Raw genomic sequence first — 16290 nt, 5'->3', positions numbered from 1 at the left:
GTCATTCGGTATCAACCGGAACGATCAGCGCAATATCGGTAAAGATTACAAAAGTCTTTACTTTCTTGTTAGGAAAGAGTTCGCTGACTGCCGATCTGTAATAACTTAACTGAAACTTGTTATACTCAGCCGTAAGGTCCGCGATTTCACCTTTTTTTATCGGGAATGTTTTGTAATCATAGACTCGAACTTCCCCTTCATGAACAATGATTCGATCGATCCTTCCGCTCAATATTCGTTCTCCATCGTGGTAAATGATTGGCAGTTCAGCATAGGCATCGGACTGAGGTTTGATAATTTCCCATACGGGGGATTCAATAAGCCGGTTTATGTGAGCAAGGATTTCCCGAGTAAGTTTTGTATGCCGTTGCTTCGGTATACATTTAATTCTGAGCTGACGTTGGATCTCCTGCTCCATCGCTGTAGTGTTGCAGGAGATTTTCCCTTTTGAGATGAGTTCGAGCAGGCGATGAATGATTTCACCGATGCCCAGTGCTTCTTCCGGAGCTTGCTTCAGCTCTCGGGAAATAAACCGAGCTATGGGAAGTACTGGCGGATTATTGCTTGCGAATTCGATACCCTTCTTAACGATTTTCAGTGGCTGATCGGAGGTGGTGACAGGTTGTGTATCAGAGAGAAACGAAGCGGAGGCGGTTTCTACTCCTGGGATTTCGATTCCCAGTGTGAAACCACTTTCTGAAGGTTCCAATCCGAGGCACGTGTGCAGCCATTCCAATTTAGTATCTTTGAGTTTTTTTGCCATCCAGATACCGGTGAGAAAAAGGGCATCCCGCGCCCGGGTACATGCCACGTAAAGTATTCGCTTTTCTTCTTCAATCTGTTTCAGTTTGTACTGGATATAGGCATCGCATTTATTGCGCAGTACTGCGTCTTTAAGATAGAAAATGCGGACCTGATTGAATGCTGTCTCTTCTACTAGCAATCTGTCATCAGTGCTGGATCTGGCACGACCGGTTATATTTTCATGCAAACCGGGGTGAAATACGATCGGGAACTGAAGTCCTTTTGCAGCGTGAACGGTCATTACCTGAACTGCATTCATCTCTTCGGCGGGTACATCAGCCTTAGGTTCATCGCTCCTTGGTTGATCCAGGAAGGCCCTGATACGGAGCAGATGGAGACCGCTGAGTTCAAGTTCATGAATAACCTGCAGAAACTTGCGGACATTTGCCTCCCGCTGCGATTCCCAGAAAATTGACCAAGCCCGGGTCTGCACCAGTAACCGGTCAAGAATCAAATGCAACGGTTCGTAACCTATCCGCTGCTGTGCATCAGTCAGTTTCTGAACCGCATCCTGGATTGATGGAGTAAGATTGGCATCGGGGTGGGAAATTTTTTCCCAGAGAAAGGCACTGGAGTTTTTTGAACTGTCGACGGCGAAGAAAAGTTCATGTTCAGAAATAAGAAACAGAGGTCCGCGCAGAGTTATGTACAGCGACAGGTCGTCCGCGGGGTCAATTAGAAATTTTGTCAATGCAGTCAGATATTGCACTTCCGGCTCTTCATAGAAACCGGTCCCGCCAACCACCAGAAATGGGATTTGGTATTTGCGCAAACTGTTCTCAATGGTAGCAAGGTAATTGCTTCGGGATCTGAGAAGGATAGCGATATCGCGATAACAGCAGGGACGAAGCGTTTCTGCTCCATCAGGTTGGCGTTCATAAATCTGGTAACGGGAATCAATCAGCTGGCGGATCCGCCGGGCAACATTTTCAGCATCGATGCAGCAAGCTTCGGGCATATTTATCTCTGAGTCTATTTTTTCAATCAGCAGTTCAACCTTTCCTGAAGTCAGATTGTTGCGCTGACAGGTAAAAGGACGATAACGGGTGAACCATGGGGGAGAATCCGCTGGTGGGCGCATCAGCCGGGAAAAAAGCGTATTGTTGAAATCGATAATCGCGGGTAGTGAGCGGTAATTTTTCTCCAGATTCAGAACTTCCAGCGCTTCATTTCCCAGCCAGTTTGCAAGTTTATCCCGGGCCAGTGAGAATATTTCAACCCGGGCATCCCGGAACATGTAGATGGACTGTTTATCATCGCCGACGATGAAGATAGTTGGAGTAATGCCCAGTTCCGATTTGATACCGGCGCCGGACCGCCATTCTTCACTCAGCTTGTCAATAATTGCCCACTGCAGATATGAAGTATCCTGAAACTCGTCAACCAGAATGTGGTCGGTATGCTCATCAAAGATATACAGGATGTTGAGCCAGTCCGGATTTTCAGTTAACAGCTTCAGTGCCAGCAGTTCCATATCATCGTAATCAACCATTCCTTGTTCGTGTTTCTGCTGTTCGTAGGTCTCAAGAAAGCACTTTTTGAACAGCAGAAACTTCCTGCGGAAGTCGATTAATTCTCGGGCGATTAAGATCCGGTAATAATAATCTGCCATCAACACCGCCCATTCCCGCTGCGTCGAATTAAATCCTCGCTGTCGGGGATTACCCTCCTTGGTGAGAAAAACATTCTTTTTGCTGCTGAGCAATCGGGCAATCCTGAAAATTTCGTTTTCATCAGTGTAGTTATTGCTGAAAAGCTCCTCGTAGTTATCAATCAGTGACTGCCCACAGATATCGGAGCGGAGCCGGTGGGCAAGCTCAACAGTCTGCTTAAGTTCGATCTGCACGTACGAGTTGTCTTCCAGTCCGGCCCGGACAACGGTACTCCGTTTCTTAAACAACGCTTTAAACAGCTTGGCGAGTTCATTCCAGCCTATCTGGTGCGTGTCACTAAGCAGGGAAATCATTAATTCGCGGGTTTCCACGCCAAATTGCCCATCGGCAATTTTCATTAGGGTATCATATTTTGCTTGCTCCCAGAGTGTCTGATAATCACTCAGAACACTGGGGTGAGGATCTATACCCAGAAGGTCGGCGAAGCGTTGAACAAGTGAATAGCAGAAGGAATGAATGGTGGATATTCTCAGTCTGAGAATATTATCTTTCAGGATCTGATACAGGTCAGGATAGTCGCGGCGGGCGTTCCTCAGAATCCGTTCTTTCATTTCCGCTGCCGCCTTGTCGGTAAAAGTAAGGGTCAGAATCCGTTCTGGTTTAACTCCATTACTGACCAGCTTCAGATAGCGCCGGCTCAATTCTTCCGTTTTGCCCGAACCAGCCGGGGCGAATACGATTGTACTTTTCAGCCGGACAGTATTATTCCTGTTCATAGGTGTCATGGTCGCGCCCGCAAGTAAATCTGTATTCACACTCTCTGCAGTGGTTTTTGTCGACTTCTGCGGGCAGGAAAATCCCCGCCCGGATCTTTTGCACAATGTCGACTGTATTCTCCCGCGCCGCTTTAATCAATTCCATTACATCCGGGTGTCCTTCTTTTACCAGCAGGTTCAGATTCATTGAGCGCAAATTATAGATGCCCATATTCTCTACCGTCAAATCACCAAACTCCGGGCTTTGGAGCAGCAGATGGGCATAAATCGGCAGCTGAATATGACTCTTTTTATGAATTACATCTGATGCGCTTATACTTCCCGAACCGGTTTTATAGTCAATGATCCGCACTTGCCCGTCGCGCCGGTCAAGCCGGTCAAGCCTACCCTGAAGGCTGATTCCGTCGACAGTTCCACGCAACCGGAGTTCAGTCCGTTCGGGAAGAAACCCTGCTTCCCGCAGTCGAGTTTCGGTTTTGACGAACTCAACAATCAAATTGTTGAGCACCCTTTCGGTTACCTGATGCCAGAACTCAGGCAATTTTAAATTGGGGAGGATTTCACCGGTAATCTTTTGCGCCCACTCAGGAATCAGTTCTAGGGGTACTGCACCTTTTTGATAGAGCCGGGCAAGAAGTTGATGGGCAACCGTTCCCCAGCTTCGGGCATCAAGTTCAAAAATCGGCTCCTCAGGTAGATTCAATCCCAGTACATGCTGCAGGTAAAATTGAAAGGGGCAGTAACGGTAATTTTCCAGCATGGTCACGTGAAAACAGTAATGAGGTCCAAACCGGTCTCCAAGTGCCTTCTTGACAGTTTCATTGGCTGAGAAATCAACCCCAGAATGGAATTCTTCCAGCAGGCTGCGCTTATTTTTTCCTATATAGAGCAGTTCTTCAACATCAGAGAAAATAATATCTCGCTGATCAACATACCGCACCGGCTCCAGTTCAATAAACGGTGTCGGCAGTTCCGGTCGGCCATCTCTGGATTCGGCAAAACTGCAGAAGGGGGTTCGCGGACTGGAATTCAAAACTTGCCAGAAATGAAACCGCTGCCATTCCCGGTGCCACTCAATGTCCGGCATTCCCAGCTCACGGCGGACTGAATCGGGCAAAATCGGGTCCGGATGATAGGGTCCTGGAAGTTCAGTTTCGGTCAAACCACAGAAGAAAAGATTAGCGGGATTAATCCCCAGCATTTCCTCCATTGCCACAACCATAACCCCGCCGTGATCACGCTCGGGTGATTTTGTGCCGGTTCCAAGTAGATGCAGCAGTGATCTGATAAACTGTCTCCGGGGTTCCGGTTGCTCACCGAATTCAATTTCCAGTTCACTTAAGGTGTCCAGAAGATCGTAAAGGCTCTTCCGGTCCTGGTTTAACTCTTCAAACCATTCAGTCGTCGTTTCGAGGTTGCTGCCGAACTCAACAACTTCAAGAAACTGTTTAAGCCGTCGCGCCTGATTTCCCAAAGTCCCGGCGGGCTCCAGTATACTCTCGGTAAGCCCGATTGCCTGCCGGATCCGGATTTGAAGATCGTGCAACAGTTCGGCTTTCAACCCGTTTTCCAGTTGTTCTTCATCATTAAGGATTCTTTCCGCAATGTTCAGCCAGTTATCTCGACCTTTGATGATGCCGGCACGGCGGGAGGCAATGTTAATCAGGGCAGCAGCGCGATTGCGGGCATCCAGACCATTTTCTCCGGGGAGTCGCAGCAGTCCCGGGAAATAGGGCGAAGAAAATACCGCCGCTGCTGCCACCCGTTCATAATCACTATCCAGCGCTTTCAGCAGTTCCAGCACGGGTGTAATTACCGGGGAGGAAATCAGAGGAGAACTGGGAAAAACAGAATACGGGATCCGGTACTGAGGGAAATATCTCTCGACGAGCGGTACATAGTAACCAAGACGGGGGAAGACCACATAGGTATCAGCCGGGTTAAGTTCGGCGCTGTGTTTACAAATTTCCCGGCAGACACCGATTATTTCCTGATCCGGACTGGGAAAGCGGTAAAGTTGCTCTGGTTCCCGCGCTTTCTGTTCTCCAGTCAATCTTTCGATGATAAAACCGGCTTGCCGGTCTATGAAATCAATGAACCGGCGGGCGAGGGTATATTTTTCCGGTGCCGCATCCGACCAGTACGTTCCGGCAATGACCATCGGACACCGGTCCACCAGCTGAGCGAGCAACTGCTGCTCTAAACGGTTCGGGGCTACGAAGCAGTCCAAAATAAGTACCGGTGGTAATTCACTAAACTCGTCAAGACACTCAATTGCTTCTCGAATCAGATCTTCCCGGTCGAACCAACCGTGGGTTTTGAGCAAACGGTTGTACTCCAGCATAAGTTCATATGCTTCCAGTGCCCGGCGTAGAGGTTTATCATAACCTGCTAATAGCTTATTCAGTATCTCTGGGATGTTCTGTTCGACTTCGGACGCCACATGCCTTTTGACATCCGCAATAAATCCTCCCACTACCTGAGCGTAGCCCAGCGTGACCTCCCGCCCTCGCTGCTGTGCAATCCGGCGGATAAGGACCGGCTTTAATTCATCGTGGAGAAATCGGTAAGCACTGGTATGGTCACAGATCTCGCGCGCCAGCTGCCCCAGGGTCCGGAACATTGGCGGAATAAATGCCCGTCTGCCCAGAATTCGGGTAAGCAGGACCTGAGTGGCGCGTAGTTTACGCGGGCTGGGAGTGAGATAAAGAATCTCTTCCGGTTTGATTCCGGAGTCCAGCACCGATTTCAGAATTATTTCGGTGCTGTTATGACACTCAAATGGAAATAAAAAAAGCTTACGCTTTCTGTTCAATCTGCTGTGCCTTTTTCTTTGCCTCCAGTCGGCGCCGCCTTTTCAGCTCCCAGCGGTGCCGCATCCGCTTCAGTTTGGTCTTGCTTCTTGCCATATACCTCCTTTTAACGTGTTACTCAGGTAATTTTGAAGATCTCATCATGTTCGTGCACCCGGGTAGAGACTTTCATCCCCGCCTCCTGTCCGATTTCTATCTGTCTTACCGGTTGATGCTCAATCTGCAGCGACTCCACCACCTGAATGATATCCGTATTATGGCCCTTGATATGAATTGTATCGCCGACTGCAATCGGTCCTTCGGTCGCCTTCACTACCGCGACTCCGATCCGGCCGAAATAATGGGTAACAACCCCGACCTTGATTTCCGGCATCGCTGCCTCCTTTTTATGGATATATCTTTTCGAGCAGTCGGGGAAACGGTATCGTTTCCCGGACATGCTTCAAACCGCAGATCCAGGCAACGGTCCGCTCCAACCCGAGTCCGAAGCCGGAATGAGGAAACGAACCGTAGCGCCGGATATCCAGATACCATTGATAAGGTGCGCTGGGCAATTTGTGTTCCTGAAGCCGCTTTTGCAATTCATTCAGATCGTCTTCCCGCTGACCGCCACCAATGATTTCCCCGTAACCTTCGGGTGCCAGCATATCAACCCCGAGCACCAGCCGGTTGTCTTCTGGTGCCCTTTTCATGTAAAATGCCTTGATGTCGGCAGGAAACCGGTGAATCATCACCGGGCGATCAAATGCCTGACTGATCACCGTTTCCTCGTCACCACCGAAATCGTCCCCAAACTGCACATTCATACCTGCCTTCTTCAGTATCTCCAGTGCCTCGGTATAGGTGATGCGCGGAAACGGTTTAGTGATTACCTCCAGCTTTCCGGTATCCCGTTCCAGAATTTTCAGTTCTTCCCGGCGCCGGTTCAGCACCCGGCTGACAACCGCACAGATCAAGTCTTCCATCAGGTCCATGGTCATATTCAAATCGTAAAATGCCATCTCCGGTTCCAGCATCCAGAATTCAGTCAGGTGGCGCCGGGTTTTGGACTTCTCTGCCCGGAAGGTGGGTCCGAAGCAGTAGGTTTTACGTACCGCTGCACAGATGGCTTCATTATATAACTGGCCGGACTGAGTCAGATAAACCTGCTCACCGTAATAATCTACCGGAAACAGAGTAGTCGTGCCCTCAACCGACGCCGGAGTCAGAATTGGAGTATCACAGCACAGAAACCCCTGTTCATCAAGGTAATCCCGCAATCCCTTGATAATCTCATTCCGGATGCGCAGAATTGCCACCTGGCGCCTAGAGCGTAGCCAGAGATGCCGGTGCTGCATCAGAAACTCAATACCGTGCTCCTTTGGTGTTATCGGGTATGGTTCGGCAAGGGAGATTACCTGCATGTCAGTAGCAGTAAGTTCGTAGCCCCCTGGTGCCCGCCGGTCTTCCCGCACAATGCCGGTAACAGCCACTGCCGATTCCTGAGGGATGTTATCCGCCAGGTCAAATGCCGGCTCAGGCACCTGCCCTTCAACAAACACACACTGAACAATTCCTGTACCATCCCGCAGCAGTATGAACCGGACCTTTCCTGAGGAACGGCGGTTGTAGATCCAGCCACGCAGCTGGACCTCTTTTCCGCTGAAACAACCGAGCTTATCAATGGTAATATCCACAATCTTCATTGTATGACGCTGTTAAACCAAGTCAAGCCACGGGCTCCGATTGGGCAAAGACAGCAGTTCCATTGACAACCGCTATTACCGGTGATTAGGTCTGAACCGGAATAACCGGCACCGGTAGATGCACCGTGCTCCGGATTGCATTCTCGGGGCAAAGGAGCGGGACGGGTGAGCATACTGACATCAACACTGCAGCAGGAATAACAACTGGAGCGGTAACTACCTTCTCCGGGGATTACTGCTCCAGATTCTGTTAGACAACCGCTGTCCTGTCTGGGCCGGGGGAGCCCGGGGCTAGCCCCCCTTAATTGCGTAACTGTTTGAATAAATTATAGTTAATCCCCGGAACCGGTGGTTGAGGAGGGTGGTTTGGGCAAATGTTCAACAGGCACAACCGCACCTGCGTCAGGAATTATATAGAGGGAAGCTCGATTACTCAGATTAGCAAAAGCAGCATCGAGCGCCGCCTGAATGGAATTAAATGGGTGCATAAACACACTGCGGAGCAGTTCCGGTGGAACACCGGGCATTACTGTATAAAGCCGGTGTGCCTGCATAATCCGGGCGAGCCGGGCTGCTTTATGCCAGCCTAAAGTTTCAGGTGGCGACATTTTCAGCAGTTCAGCCGGATCAGAGCAGGACTGAAGCACTTTTACAAACTCGTCATTACCGAGACCATCATAACAGGCAGATACCGTGATCTGAATACCACCAGGTTTAAGCGCAGGCAGAGCGAATTCCACCGCCCGCTGGGACTGGTAGAAATTAATATCATACGGTGATTGCAGAACACTGAGGATAATATCCGCGCGTTCGTTGACGGGCACGGCGAATACCCGCCACGCATCCTGACACGCCAGTTCAAATGATGTGTAAAGATCCCCATACCGGAGTGAAAGGAGGCGGTGATCTTTGCTCTGAACCAGCTGAATTGAAAACACCGGCCTGGGTACCATTTTCGCAGCTTCGGTCATATCCAGGTGAACCGGGTTGTCCTTCAGGGACAAAGGGGCAGAGGCAGGATGAAGAAGAAGTCCGTGGTTCTGGGCAATGGTTTTTATCGCTGCAACACCGGGAACAAAGCATTTTCTGCCACCGGTATAGCCGGCAAAATAGTGAGGCTCAATGGAGTTGATGGTGATAATCCTTTCCGCCCAGAGAATTTCGCGGTTGAACCACACCTCTGTGCCATAGCCGGTTTTCCCCAAGAAAAAAAGCTGTGCCGGGTCTTTGCCATTGTGCTGAATTATTCGGTGCCGATTGCGGTAATAGTTTTCAGTTCCCAATATCTGCATCAGTTCCAATTCGGTTGCCTGACGATGAGTTCCCAGTCCAATCAGGTATTTGACATCACGGTTTTCCAGTTCCGGGTTCAAGAGCTCCAGAATCGTGCTGTTCGGCGTGGGACGGGTATAATCATTAACCAGAATTAAAATCCGGTTTGCCGAGCCCAGAAACTCAACAACACGGCTGCGGCAGTTTTTCATTTCTGCCTCAATACCATCGGAGGCGCAGTCAAACCGGACCGGGGAGAGAATTCCGAGCAGATTTTCATCCGGGACATCAATAGATTCGGTCTGATTGCGATACCTGATTTCCAGCTTCATTGAATTATATTTTAATCTCGGACATTAACTTTACAAGGAAAAATTATGTATTAATATTAAAACATGACCAAAAACCCACAATTGCAGGTAGCAATTTTAATTGGTAGTGAAAAGGACTACGAGGTAATGAGCGAAGCCAAGCGGGTTCTGGATGAGTTTGGGGTGGCAAATGAGATCATGGTCATCTCGGCACACCGGACACCAGAGCGCTGTCGGCAGTTTGCCCGAAATGCGCGGGCGCGGGGAATCAAAGTGATTATTGCCGGCGCGGGTAAGGCAGCCCACCTGGCAGGGGTAATTGCCAGTTATACGACTCTGCCAGTAATCGGTGTCCCGCTTGACGCCAGCCTGGGCGGTCTGGATGCTCTGTTATCAACCGTTCAGATGCCCGCAGGGGTGCCAGTAGCAACCATGGCCATTGGCAGGTCCGGAGCGGTGAACTCGGCACTTTATGCGGTGGCAATTTTAGCCCTGAGCAATCCGGACCTGGAGAAGAAACTGGAGCGGTTCCGTAAAAAGCAGTCACAACCGCTAAAGAAGATGAAAAAGGGATGAATCCGGTTTTAAATTATCATATTGGCAACTTTCTTTTCAAATGGGGGAGAAGATGATTTTGCTGACACTGCTTATTTTTTCAAGCTCGGGACCCATTGGAGATGATTCACTGATCTCCCTTCCAGTACCGGACACTACGGGAAAGGTAACTATTGAACAGGCACTTCTGCACCGCCGATCGGTACGAAGTTATGCGAATGAGCCACTGAGCTTGGAAGACATAGGTCAGCTGCTCTGGGCAGCCCAGGGGAAGACAGGCAAGGCTTTTGGTCGGACTGCCCCTTCCGCCGGTGCCACATATCCGATGGAACTTTTCCTTGTTGCTGGCAGGGTTACAGGTTTGGATTCGGGTATTTATCACTATCAGGTTGAAAGGCATGCTTTAAAGCCATTAACGATCGGTGACCGCCGCCGGGAGCTGGCAAGAGCGGCATTCGGACAGTCATGCATTGAGCAGGCACCGGCAAACTTGGTACTGGCCTGTGATTACAAGCGGACGACCGGGAGATATGGTGAGCGCGGATTCAGGTATGTGCATATGGAGGCCGGGCATGTCGGACAGAATGTTGCGTTACAGGCGGTAGCGCGGGGACTGGGAACGGTAATGGTTGGTGCGTTTAATGACAACGCCGTTCAACGCATATTGCAGACTGCCTACTCGCCACTTTATATAATTCCAGTCGGCAAAATCAAACAGTGAAAGGATAGGTATGATTGTCACCAGAACAGAGCTGAAGGGAATACCGCTTGTGGGAACTGGTAAAGTGCGGGACATCTATCAGGTGAACGACCAACTCCTGATTGTCGCTACCGACCGTCTGAGTGCCTTTGATGTCGTGTTTCCGGACGGAATTCCCGGCAAGGGGAAGGTTCTGACTCTGCTATCTGTTTTCTGGTTTGAACGCTTCAAGTCGATCGTGCCTAATCACCTCGTGACCGCAAATGTTGAAGAGTATCCGCCCGAATTAAGAGGTTACCGGGATATTCTGAAGGACCGCTCAATGCTGGTCAAGAAAGCACAGCCGCTGCCGGTCGAATGTGTGGTCCGGGGCTATCTTGCCGGCAGTGCCTGGGAGGACTATCAGAAAACCGGCTCAGTTTGCGGTATCAGACTGCCTTCAGGGTTGAAACAGGCAGAGAAACTGCCGGAGCCGATTTTTACCCCAGCAACCAAAGCTAAAACCGGACACGATGAGAATATCAGTGAGCAGGAGATGGCAAATCTGATTGGTGGGGCGCTGACAAGAAAGATTCGCCAGATTTCAATTGAACTTTACCGGCGGGCAAGCGAGTATGCTCAAACCCGGGGCATCATTATTGCCGACACTAAATTTGAATTCGGTCTGTTCAACGGAAAACTGATCTTAATTGATGAAATTTTTACACCGGATTCATCCCGTTTCTGGGCGGCGAGCGAATACCGGGTTGGAATATCTCCCCCCAGTTTTGACAAGCAGTTTGTCCGGGACTATCTGATTGCTGTCGGGTGGAACCGTCAGCCACCGGCACCACATCTGCCTCCTGAGGTCATTGCCGGTACTTCTGCCCGTTACCGTGAAGCACTGCGACTGCTGGCTGAAATGGACATTGAAAACTGAAATGCTGGTGGCCGAATTTGATTATCAGCTGCCCAAGGACCTGATCGCTCAGCATCCGGTCGAACCCCGTGATCATTCCCGCTTGTTGGTAGTGGAACGCCAGACTGGCAGATTTTATGACTGCCGATTTTTTGAAATTGAAATGTGGCTCAATTCTGGAGATGTTTTGGTTCTTAACAATACCCGGGTCATTCCGGCACGAATTTACGGGAAACTGGCAACCGGAGATAAAATTGAATTTCTGCTGCTGCGTCCAAAGGAACACGGAATATGGGAAACGCTCAGCCGGCCGGCACGGAAAGCAAAACCTGGAACAGTAGTACAATTTGACGGGTTTACCGGAGTGGTTCTGGAACGTCAACCCGCAGGCATAAGGGTGCTCAAATTTGAGCCACCAGATATCAGCCGTCTGCTATCAGCCTGCGGAGAACTGGCGCTACCACCATATATCCGGACCCGTGGCCACAACCCGGAGCGCTACCAGACTGTTTATGCCCGGATACCCGGAGCGGTTGCCGCTCCAACTGCCGGTCTGCATTTTACAAGTGAACTGATCGAACGACTGAAACAAAAGGGCATAAAGCCGGTCTATCTTACGCTTCATGCCGGACTCGGCACATTCCGGCCGGTAAAAGTCGAAAAAGTGGAAGAGCACCGGATGCATCCGGAGGAATTTGAATTGCATCCGGAAGTGGCGGAAGCGATCACCACAGCAAAACGGGATGGAAGGCGGGTTGTGTGTGGGGGAACTACAACCGTTCGCGTTCTGGAATCACGGGCAGAAAGAAAAGGAAATCAGGTCCTGGTCCAGCCGGGTGCGGGCCTGACTGACCTTTTCATCTACCCGGGATTTGAATGGAAGGTTACCGATGTTCTGATTACCAATTTTCATCTCCCCAAATCGACCCTGCTGATGCTGGTATGCGCATTCGCCGGCAGGGAGTTAATCATGAAGGCTTACCAGCACGCTATTGAACAACGTTACCGGTTTTACAGTTTTGGTGATGCGATGATGATTATTTGAGCTGAGATATGGAACCGGTTCGCATTGATGAAGTGGTAATGGCGACCGCCGGCTCTCTGACAGCAGGGAAACCGGAACTGGTAATCACCGGCGTAGGGGTTGACAGCCGGAGTATCAACCCGGGAGAACTGTTCATTGCGATTAAAGGCAAGAGAATGAACGGCCATCAGTTTGTTGCGGACGCCGTCAGGAGGGGTGCGGCTGCAATACTCGTATCCGAGCCGGTAGCGTTGCCTGCAGATGCACCGGTAGCTGTTGTTCAGGTCGCCGATACCCGGGAGGCACTTCTGGACCTTGCCCGCTGGTATCGCAGTCGTCTGAAACCGCGGGTAGTGGCAATAACCGGGTCCAATGGTAAAACTACAACCAAAGAGCTTCTTGCCGGCCTGCTACAGTCACGTTTTACCGTTGTAAAAGCCAGGGGAAGTTACAACAATGACATCGGTGTTCCCCTGACGGTGCTGGCAATGGACCACAACACTCAGATTGGGATATTTGAAATTGAAATGAATGAACTGGGGGGAACGAAGAAGCTGGCCCGGGTCTGTCAGCCTGAAATCGGGATTATCACCAATGTCGGCGATACCCATCTGGAGTACATGGGGGATCGGACGGGTGTAGCTCAGGAAAAGAATGAGCTGGTGGAGATGCTGCCGGAGACCGGACTGGCAATTCTGAATTATGATGATTCACTGGTTAGGAAGATGAGCCGGGCCGGGTGCCGAACAAGAACTTTCGGTCTGAATCCTGAGGCGGATGTCTTTGCCTTCAATATTCAGGACTTTGGACTTTCCGGAACCCAGTTTCAATTACTCGAAAAATATCCAATACATCTCTCCTTTCCTGGAAAACATAATATCAGTAATTTTCTGGCAGCTGCTGCCGCTGCCAACGAACTGGGGTTGAGCTGGCAGGAAATTTCACAGAATGCCAGAATGCTGACTTTACCGACACAACGGCTGACAGTCAAAAATCTCTCTGCCGTAACGCTGATTGATGACAGTTTCAATGCCAACCCCCAGTCGATGCAGGCGGCACTGGAGGTTCTAGCAAATTCCACCGCCCGGGAATTTCGACTGGCGGTCCTTGGTGATATGCTCGAGCTGGGAAGCAGGTCAGCTGAACTTCACCGGCAGGTTGGAGAAATTGCCGGCAGAATCATCGACCGGCTCATAACAGTTGGAACGCTGGCACAATTAATATCTGAAGGTGCAGAGACAGCCGGCTTGCCGGCCGATCGTATCAGGCACTATCACTCAAGCGGGGAGGTGGGAAGGGAGCTGTTTGACTTTATCAAACCGGGCGATACAATTCTTGTCAAGGGTTCAAGAGCAATGGCAATGGAAAGGATAACACAGCTGATTGTGAGGTTTTATGGAGAAAAAACCGATTAGATACACGGATACTACTCTGAGAGACGCCCATCAATCACTCTGGGCGACGCGGATGAGCCTGGCGGATATGCTGCCCGTATTGGAACACCTGGACCGGGTAGGCTACTGGTCGCTGGAGATGTGGGGTGGGGCAACATTTGATGTCAGTCTGCGTTATTTAAACGAAGACCCCTGGGAAAGACTGAAGGAAATCCGCAAGCGGATTAAAAACACGCGCTTGCAGATGCTGCTGCGCGGCCAGAATGTTGTCGGATATCGTAACTATCCCGATGATGTTCTCGAGGAATTTGTTCAGCGGGCAGCAGATCTGGGCATCGACATTTTCCGTATTTTTGATGCGCTGAATGATGTTCGCAATCTGGAAAAGGCGGTTGAATTTGTCAAAAGGGCGGGCCGGCATGCTCAGGGGACGCTCTGTTATGCCATAAGCCCGGTGCATACTATTGAATACTATGTCGCCCGCGCCCGGGAACAGAAGGACTTGGGTATTGATTCCATTTGCATCAAGGATATGGCGGGTATCCTTTCGCCCAAAATGGCGTTTGAACTGGTGAGCGCTTTGAAGCAGGAATTTGGACTTGAAGTTCAGGTTCACTGCCATTCTTCCAGTGGTATGGCTGTAGCCGCCTATCTCAAGGCGGCTGAAGCGGGTGCCGATATAATTGACACTGCTTCAGCACCGCTTTCCTTCTTTACATCTCAACCGGCAGTGGAAACTCTGCTGGCATGTTTTCGAGAAACACCGTGGGAAGCAGTGCTGAATCTTGAGGCACTGGAAATTGTGAACCAGCATTTTGAACGGCTTGCTGCCGGCAAGTGTATCCCGGGTACCAAAGCAGTCGACTCAATGGTTATTGTCCATCAAATTCCCGGAGGTATGGCTTCCAACCTGCTGGCGCAGTTGAGGGAACAGAAGGCAGAGCACCGTCTGCCCGAGGTTCTGGAGGAAGTACCCCGGGTGCGCGAAGACCTGGGGTATCCGCCCTTGGTAACTCCCACAAGCCAGATTGTTGGTGTTCAGGCAGTGATGAATGTCCTTGCGGGTGAGCGCTACAAAATTGTGCCCAAGGAAGTGAAAGACTACGTTAAGGGACTTTACGGCCGACCGCCGGCTCCGATCCGTGAATCAATCATCAAGAAAATTCTCGGTGATGACAAACCGATTAAAGGACGACCGGCGGATAAGCTGGAACCCGGGATGCCCCGGGCACGCCGTGAACTGACAAAGGAACTGGTAGAGAAGGAAGAGGATTATATCAGCTATGCTCTGTTTCCTGAGGTGGCACTGAAGTTCTTTCAATGGCGCAAGAATCCGGTAAAAACAGAAGAAACGGCACCTGTGCAGGAAAAAAAGACGAAAACCGAGACGCCCCCGGCTCCCAAACCTTCACCGGAAGAACCCGGTATCAGAAGATTACGAGCCCTGATGGAACTTTCCAGCCTCCACAGTGTTACCGAATTGGAATGGGAAGTGGGGGAGGAGAAAATCAGGATCAAGCGGCAGCCACTGGAGACATTGGTTTCCCAGGAAACATCGGCTCCAACACCTCCTCAGAAACCTTCCGAAACTTCTCCTGCAACATCACAGAAAGAGGCGGCAATTCCTACCGAACCTGCGGGTTCCGCAACTCAAATTGATATTACAACGGAATCAGCCCGTCCTGTGACTGCAGTTAAAACCGAGCCGATTACGTCTCCAATGGTGGGTACTTTTTATTCCCGGGCACGACCGGAAGCACCGGCATTTGTTGAGAAAGGCGATGTCGTGGAACCGGGACAGACCCTGTGTATCGTGGAAGCGATGAAGCTGATGAACGAAATTCAGGCAGAAAAGAAATGCCGGATTATTGACATTCTGGTGAAGGACGGTGACTCGGTAGAATACGGTCAACCGTTGATGATAGTTGAGCCGCTTTAATTGAGGAAAATGAAATTCGGGGTCAGCGAACAGAAGGAAAAAGATTTGCTGAGGCGGATGGAACAGCTGGGAATCAGGGAAGAGGATTTGATTGAGAAATTCATCCGTTCTTCAGGTCCCGGCGGGCAGAATGTTAACAAAGTGTCAACCGGCGTTTACCTGAAACATATTCCTTCCGGTATCGAAGTAAAAGTAACCCAGGAACGTTCGCAGGCACTGAACCGGTTTCTCGCCCGGCGTCTGCTTGCCGAAAAAATTGAAGCCCGGATACTGAAAATCAAGACCGAAAAAGAAAAGGAAATAGCCAGAATACGACGCCAGAAGAGAAAGCGTTCCCGACGCAGCCGGGAAAAAATGCTCAAACTTAAACACCTTGTTGCCGGAAAGAAAGAACTGAGAAGAACTCCAGCTGAATATTTATAAAAATATTGACTTCATAAAGAATCAAGTTAGTCTTAATCCCAAATTTGCTAAATCAGTTAATCTTAATAGCAAAATGAAAGGAG

12 protein-coding genes are annotated in these 16290 nt (G+C 50.2%); 7 read left to right on the top strand and 5 right to left on the bottom strand.

Annotation, left to right across the window (positions count from 1 at the left end; all coding sequences use genetic code 11):
- Position 1 precedes the first annotated feature (1 nt).
- The 5 genes from ABIK48_03980 to larA form a co-directional block, all read right to left on the bottom strand.
- Positions 2 to 3193, bottom strand: coding sequence for a UvrD-helicase domain-containing protein (locus tag ABIK48_03980; protein ID MEO0021314.1), 3192 nt, complete (start codon positions 3191 to 3193; stop codon positions 2 to 4).
- Complete coding sequence (locus ABIK48_03975; GenBank protein MEO0021313.1) at positions 3180 to 5936, bottom strand: PD-(D/E)XK nuclease family protein; 2757 nt, start codon at positions 5934 to 5936, stop codon at positions 3180 to 3182. The genes ABIK48_03980 and ABIK48_03975 overlap by 14 nt, the downstream gene beginning before the upstream one ends.
- Positions 5937 to 6124: 188 nt before the next feature.
- Positions 6125 to 6379, bottom strand: a complete 255-nt coding sequence (locus ABIK48_03970; GenBank protein MEO0021312.1) for a hypothetical protein — start codon at positions 6377 to 6379, stop codon at positions 6125 to 6127.
- Positions 6380 to 6392: 13 nt separating this feature from the next.
- On the bottom strand, positions 6393 to 7691 hold the full coding sequence (gene asnS, locus ABIK48_03965) for an asparagine--tRNA ligase (protein ID MEO0021311.1): 1299 nt from the start codon (positions 7689 to 7691) through the stop codon (positions 6393 to 6395).
- 332 nt (positions 7692 to 8023) lie between these two features.
- Entirely contained in the window at positions 8024 to 9295 is a 1272-nt protein-coding gene (gene larA / locus ABIK48_03960) for a nickel-dependent lactate racemase (protein MEO0021310.1), read from the bottom strand.
- Between the two features lie 63 nt (positions 9296 to 9358).
- On the opposite strand from larA, the gene purE reads away from it, so the two are divergent.
- Genes purE through ABIK48_03925 form a run of 7 tightly spaced genes read left to right on the top strand, consistent with a single transcriptional unit; the run spans position 9359 to position 16207 of the window.
- Positions 9359 to 9850 (top strand): 5-(carboxyamino)imidazole ribonucleotide mutase, encoded by a 492-nt coding sequence (gene purE / locus ABIK48_03955; protein ID MEO0021309.1) that lies wholly within the window; start codon positions 9359 to 9361, stop codon positions 9848 to 9850.
- A 52-nt stretch (positions 9851 to 9902) separates the two neighbouring features.
- Positions 9903 to 10550, top strand: a complete 648-nt coding sequence (locus tag ABIK48_03950) for a SagB/ThcOx family dehydrogenase (protein ID MEO0021308.1) — start codon at positions 9903 to 9905, stop codon at positions 10548 to 10550.
- Between the two features lie 10 nt (positions 10551 to 10560).
- Positions 10561 to 11448, top strand: a complete 888-nt coding sequence (locus tag ABIK48_03945) for a phosphoribosylaminoimidazolesuccinocarboxamide synthase (protein MEO0021307.1) — start codon at positions 10561 to 10563, stop codon at positions 11446 to 11448.
- A 1-nt stretch (position 11449) separates the two neighbouring features.
- Positions 11450 to 12472: a tRNA preQ1(34) S-adenosylmethionine ribosyltransferase-isomerase QueA gene (gene queA / locus ABIK48_03940; GenBank protein ID MEO0021306.1), complete on the top strand. Its 1023-nt coding sequence runs from the start codon at positions 11450 to 11452 to the stop codon at positions 12470 to 12472.
- 8 nt (positions 12473 to 12480) lie between these two features.
- The gene (murF, locus tag ABIK48_03935; protein MEO0021305.1) at positions 12481 to 13866 is read left to right on the top strand and encodes a UDP-N-acetylmuramoyl-tripeptide--D-alanyl-D-alanine ligase; all 1386 of its coding nucleotides are present in this window, start codon (positions 12481 to 12483) and stop codon (positions 13864 to 13866) included.
- On the top strand, positions 13847 to 15784 hold the full coding sequence (accB, locus tag ABIK48_03930) for an acetyl-CoA carboxylase biotin carboxyl carrier protein (protein MEO0021304.1): 1938 nt from the start codon (positions 13847 to 13849) through the stop codon (positions 15782 to 15784). The genes murF and accB overlap by 20 nt, the downstream gene beginning before the upstream one ends.
- 9 nt (positions 15785 to 15793) lie before the next feature.
- Entirely contained in the window at positions 15794 to 16207 is a 414-nt protein-coding gene (locus ABIK48_03925) for a peptide chain release factor-like protein (protein MEO0021303.1), read from the top strand.
- Positions 16208 to 16290 lie beyond the last annotated feature (83 nt).

This window comes from candidate division WOR-3 bacterium, assembly GCA_039801085.1.
Classification (GTDB): domain Bacteria; phylum Hydrothermota; class Tepidihabitantia; order Tepidihabitantales; family Tepidihabitantaceae; genus JAOABP01.
Note: the sequence above shows the minus strand (reverse complement) of the source record. Positions and strands in the feature narration are given on the sequence as shown.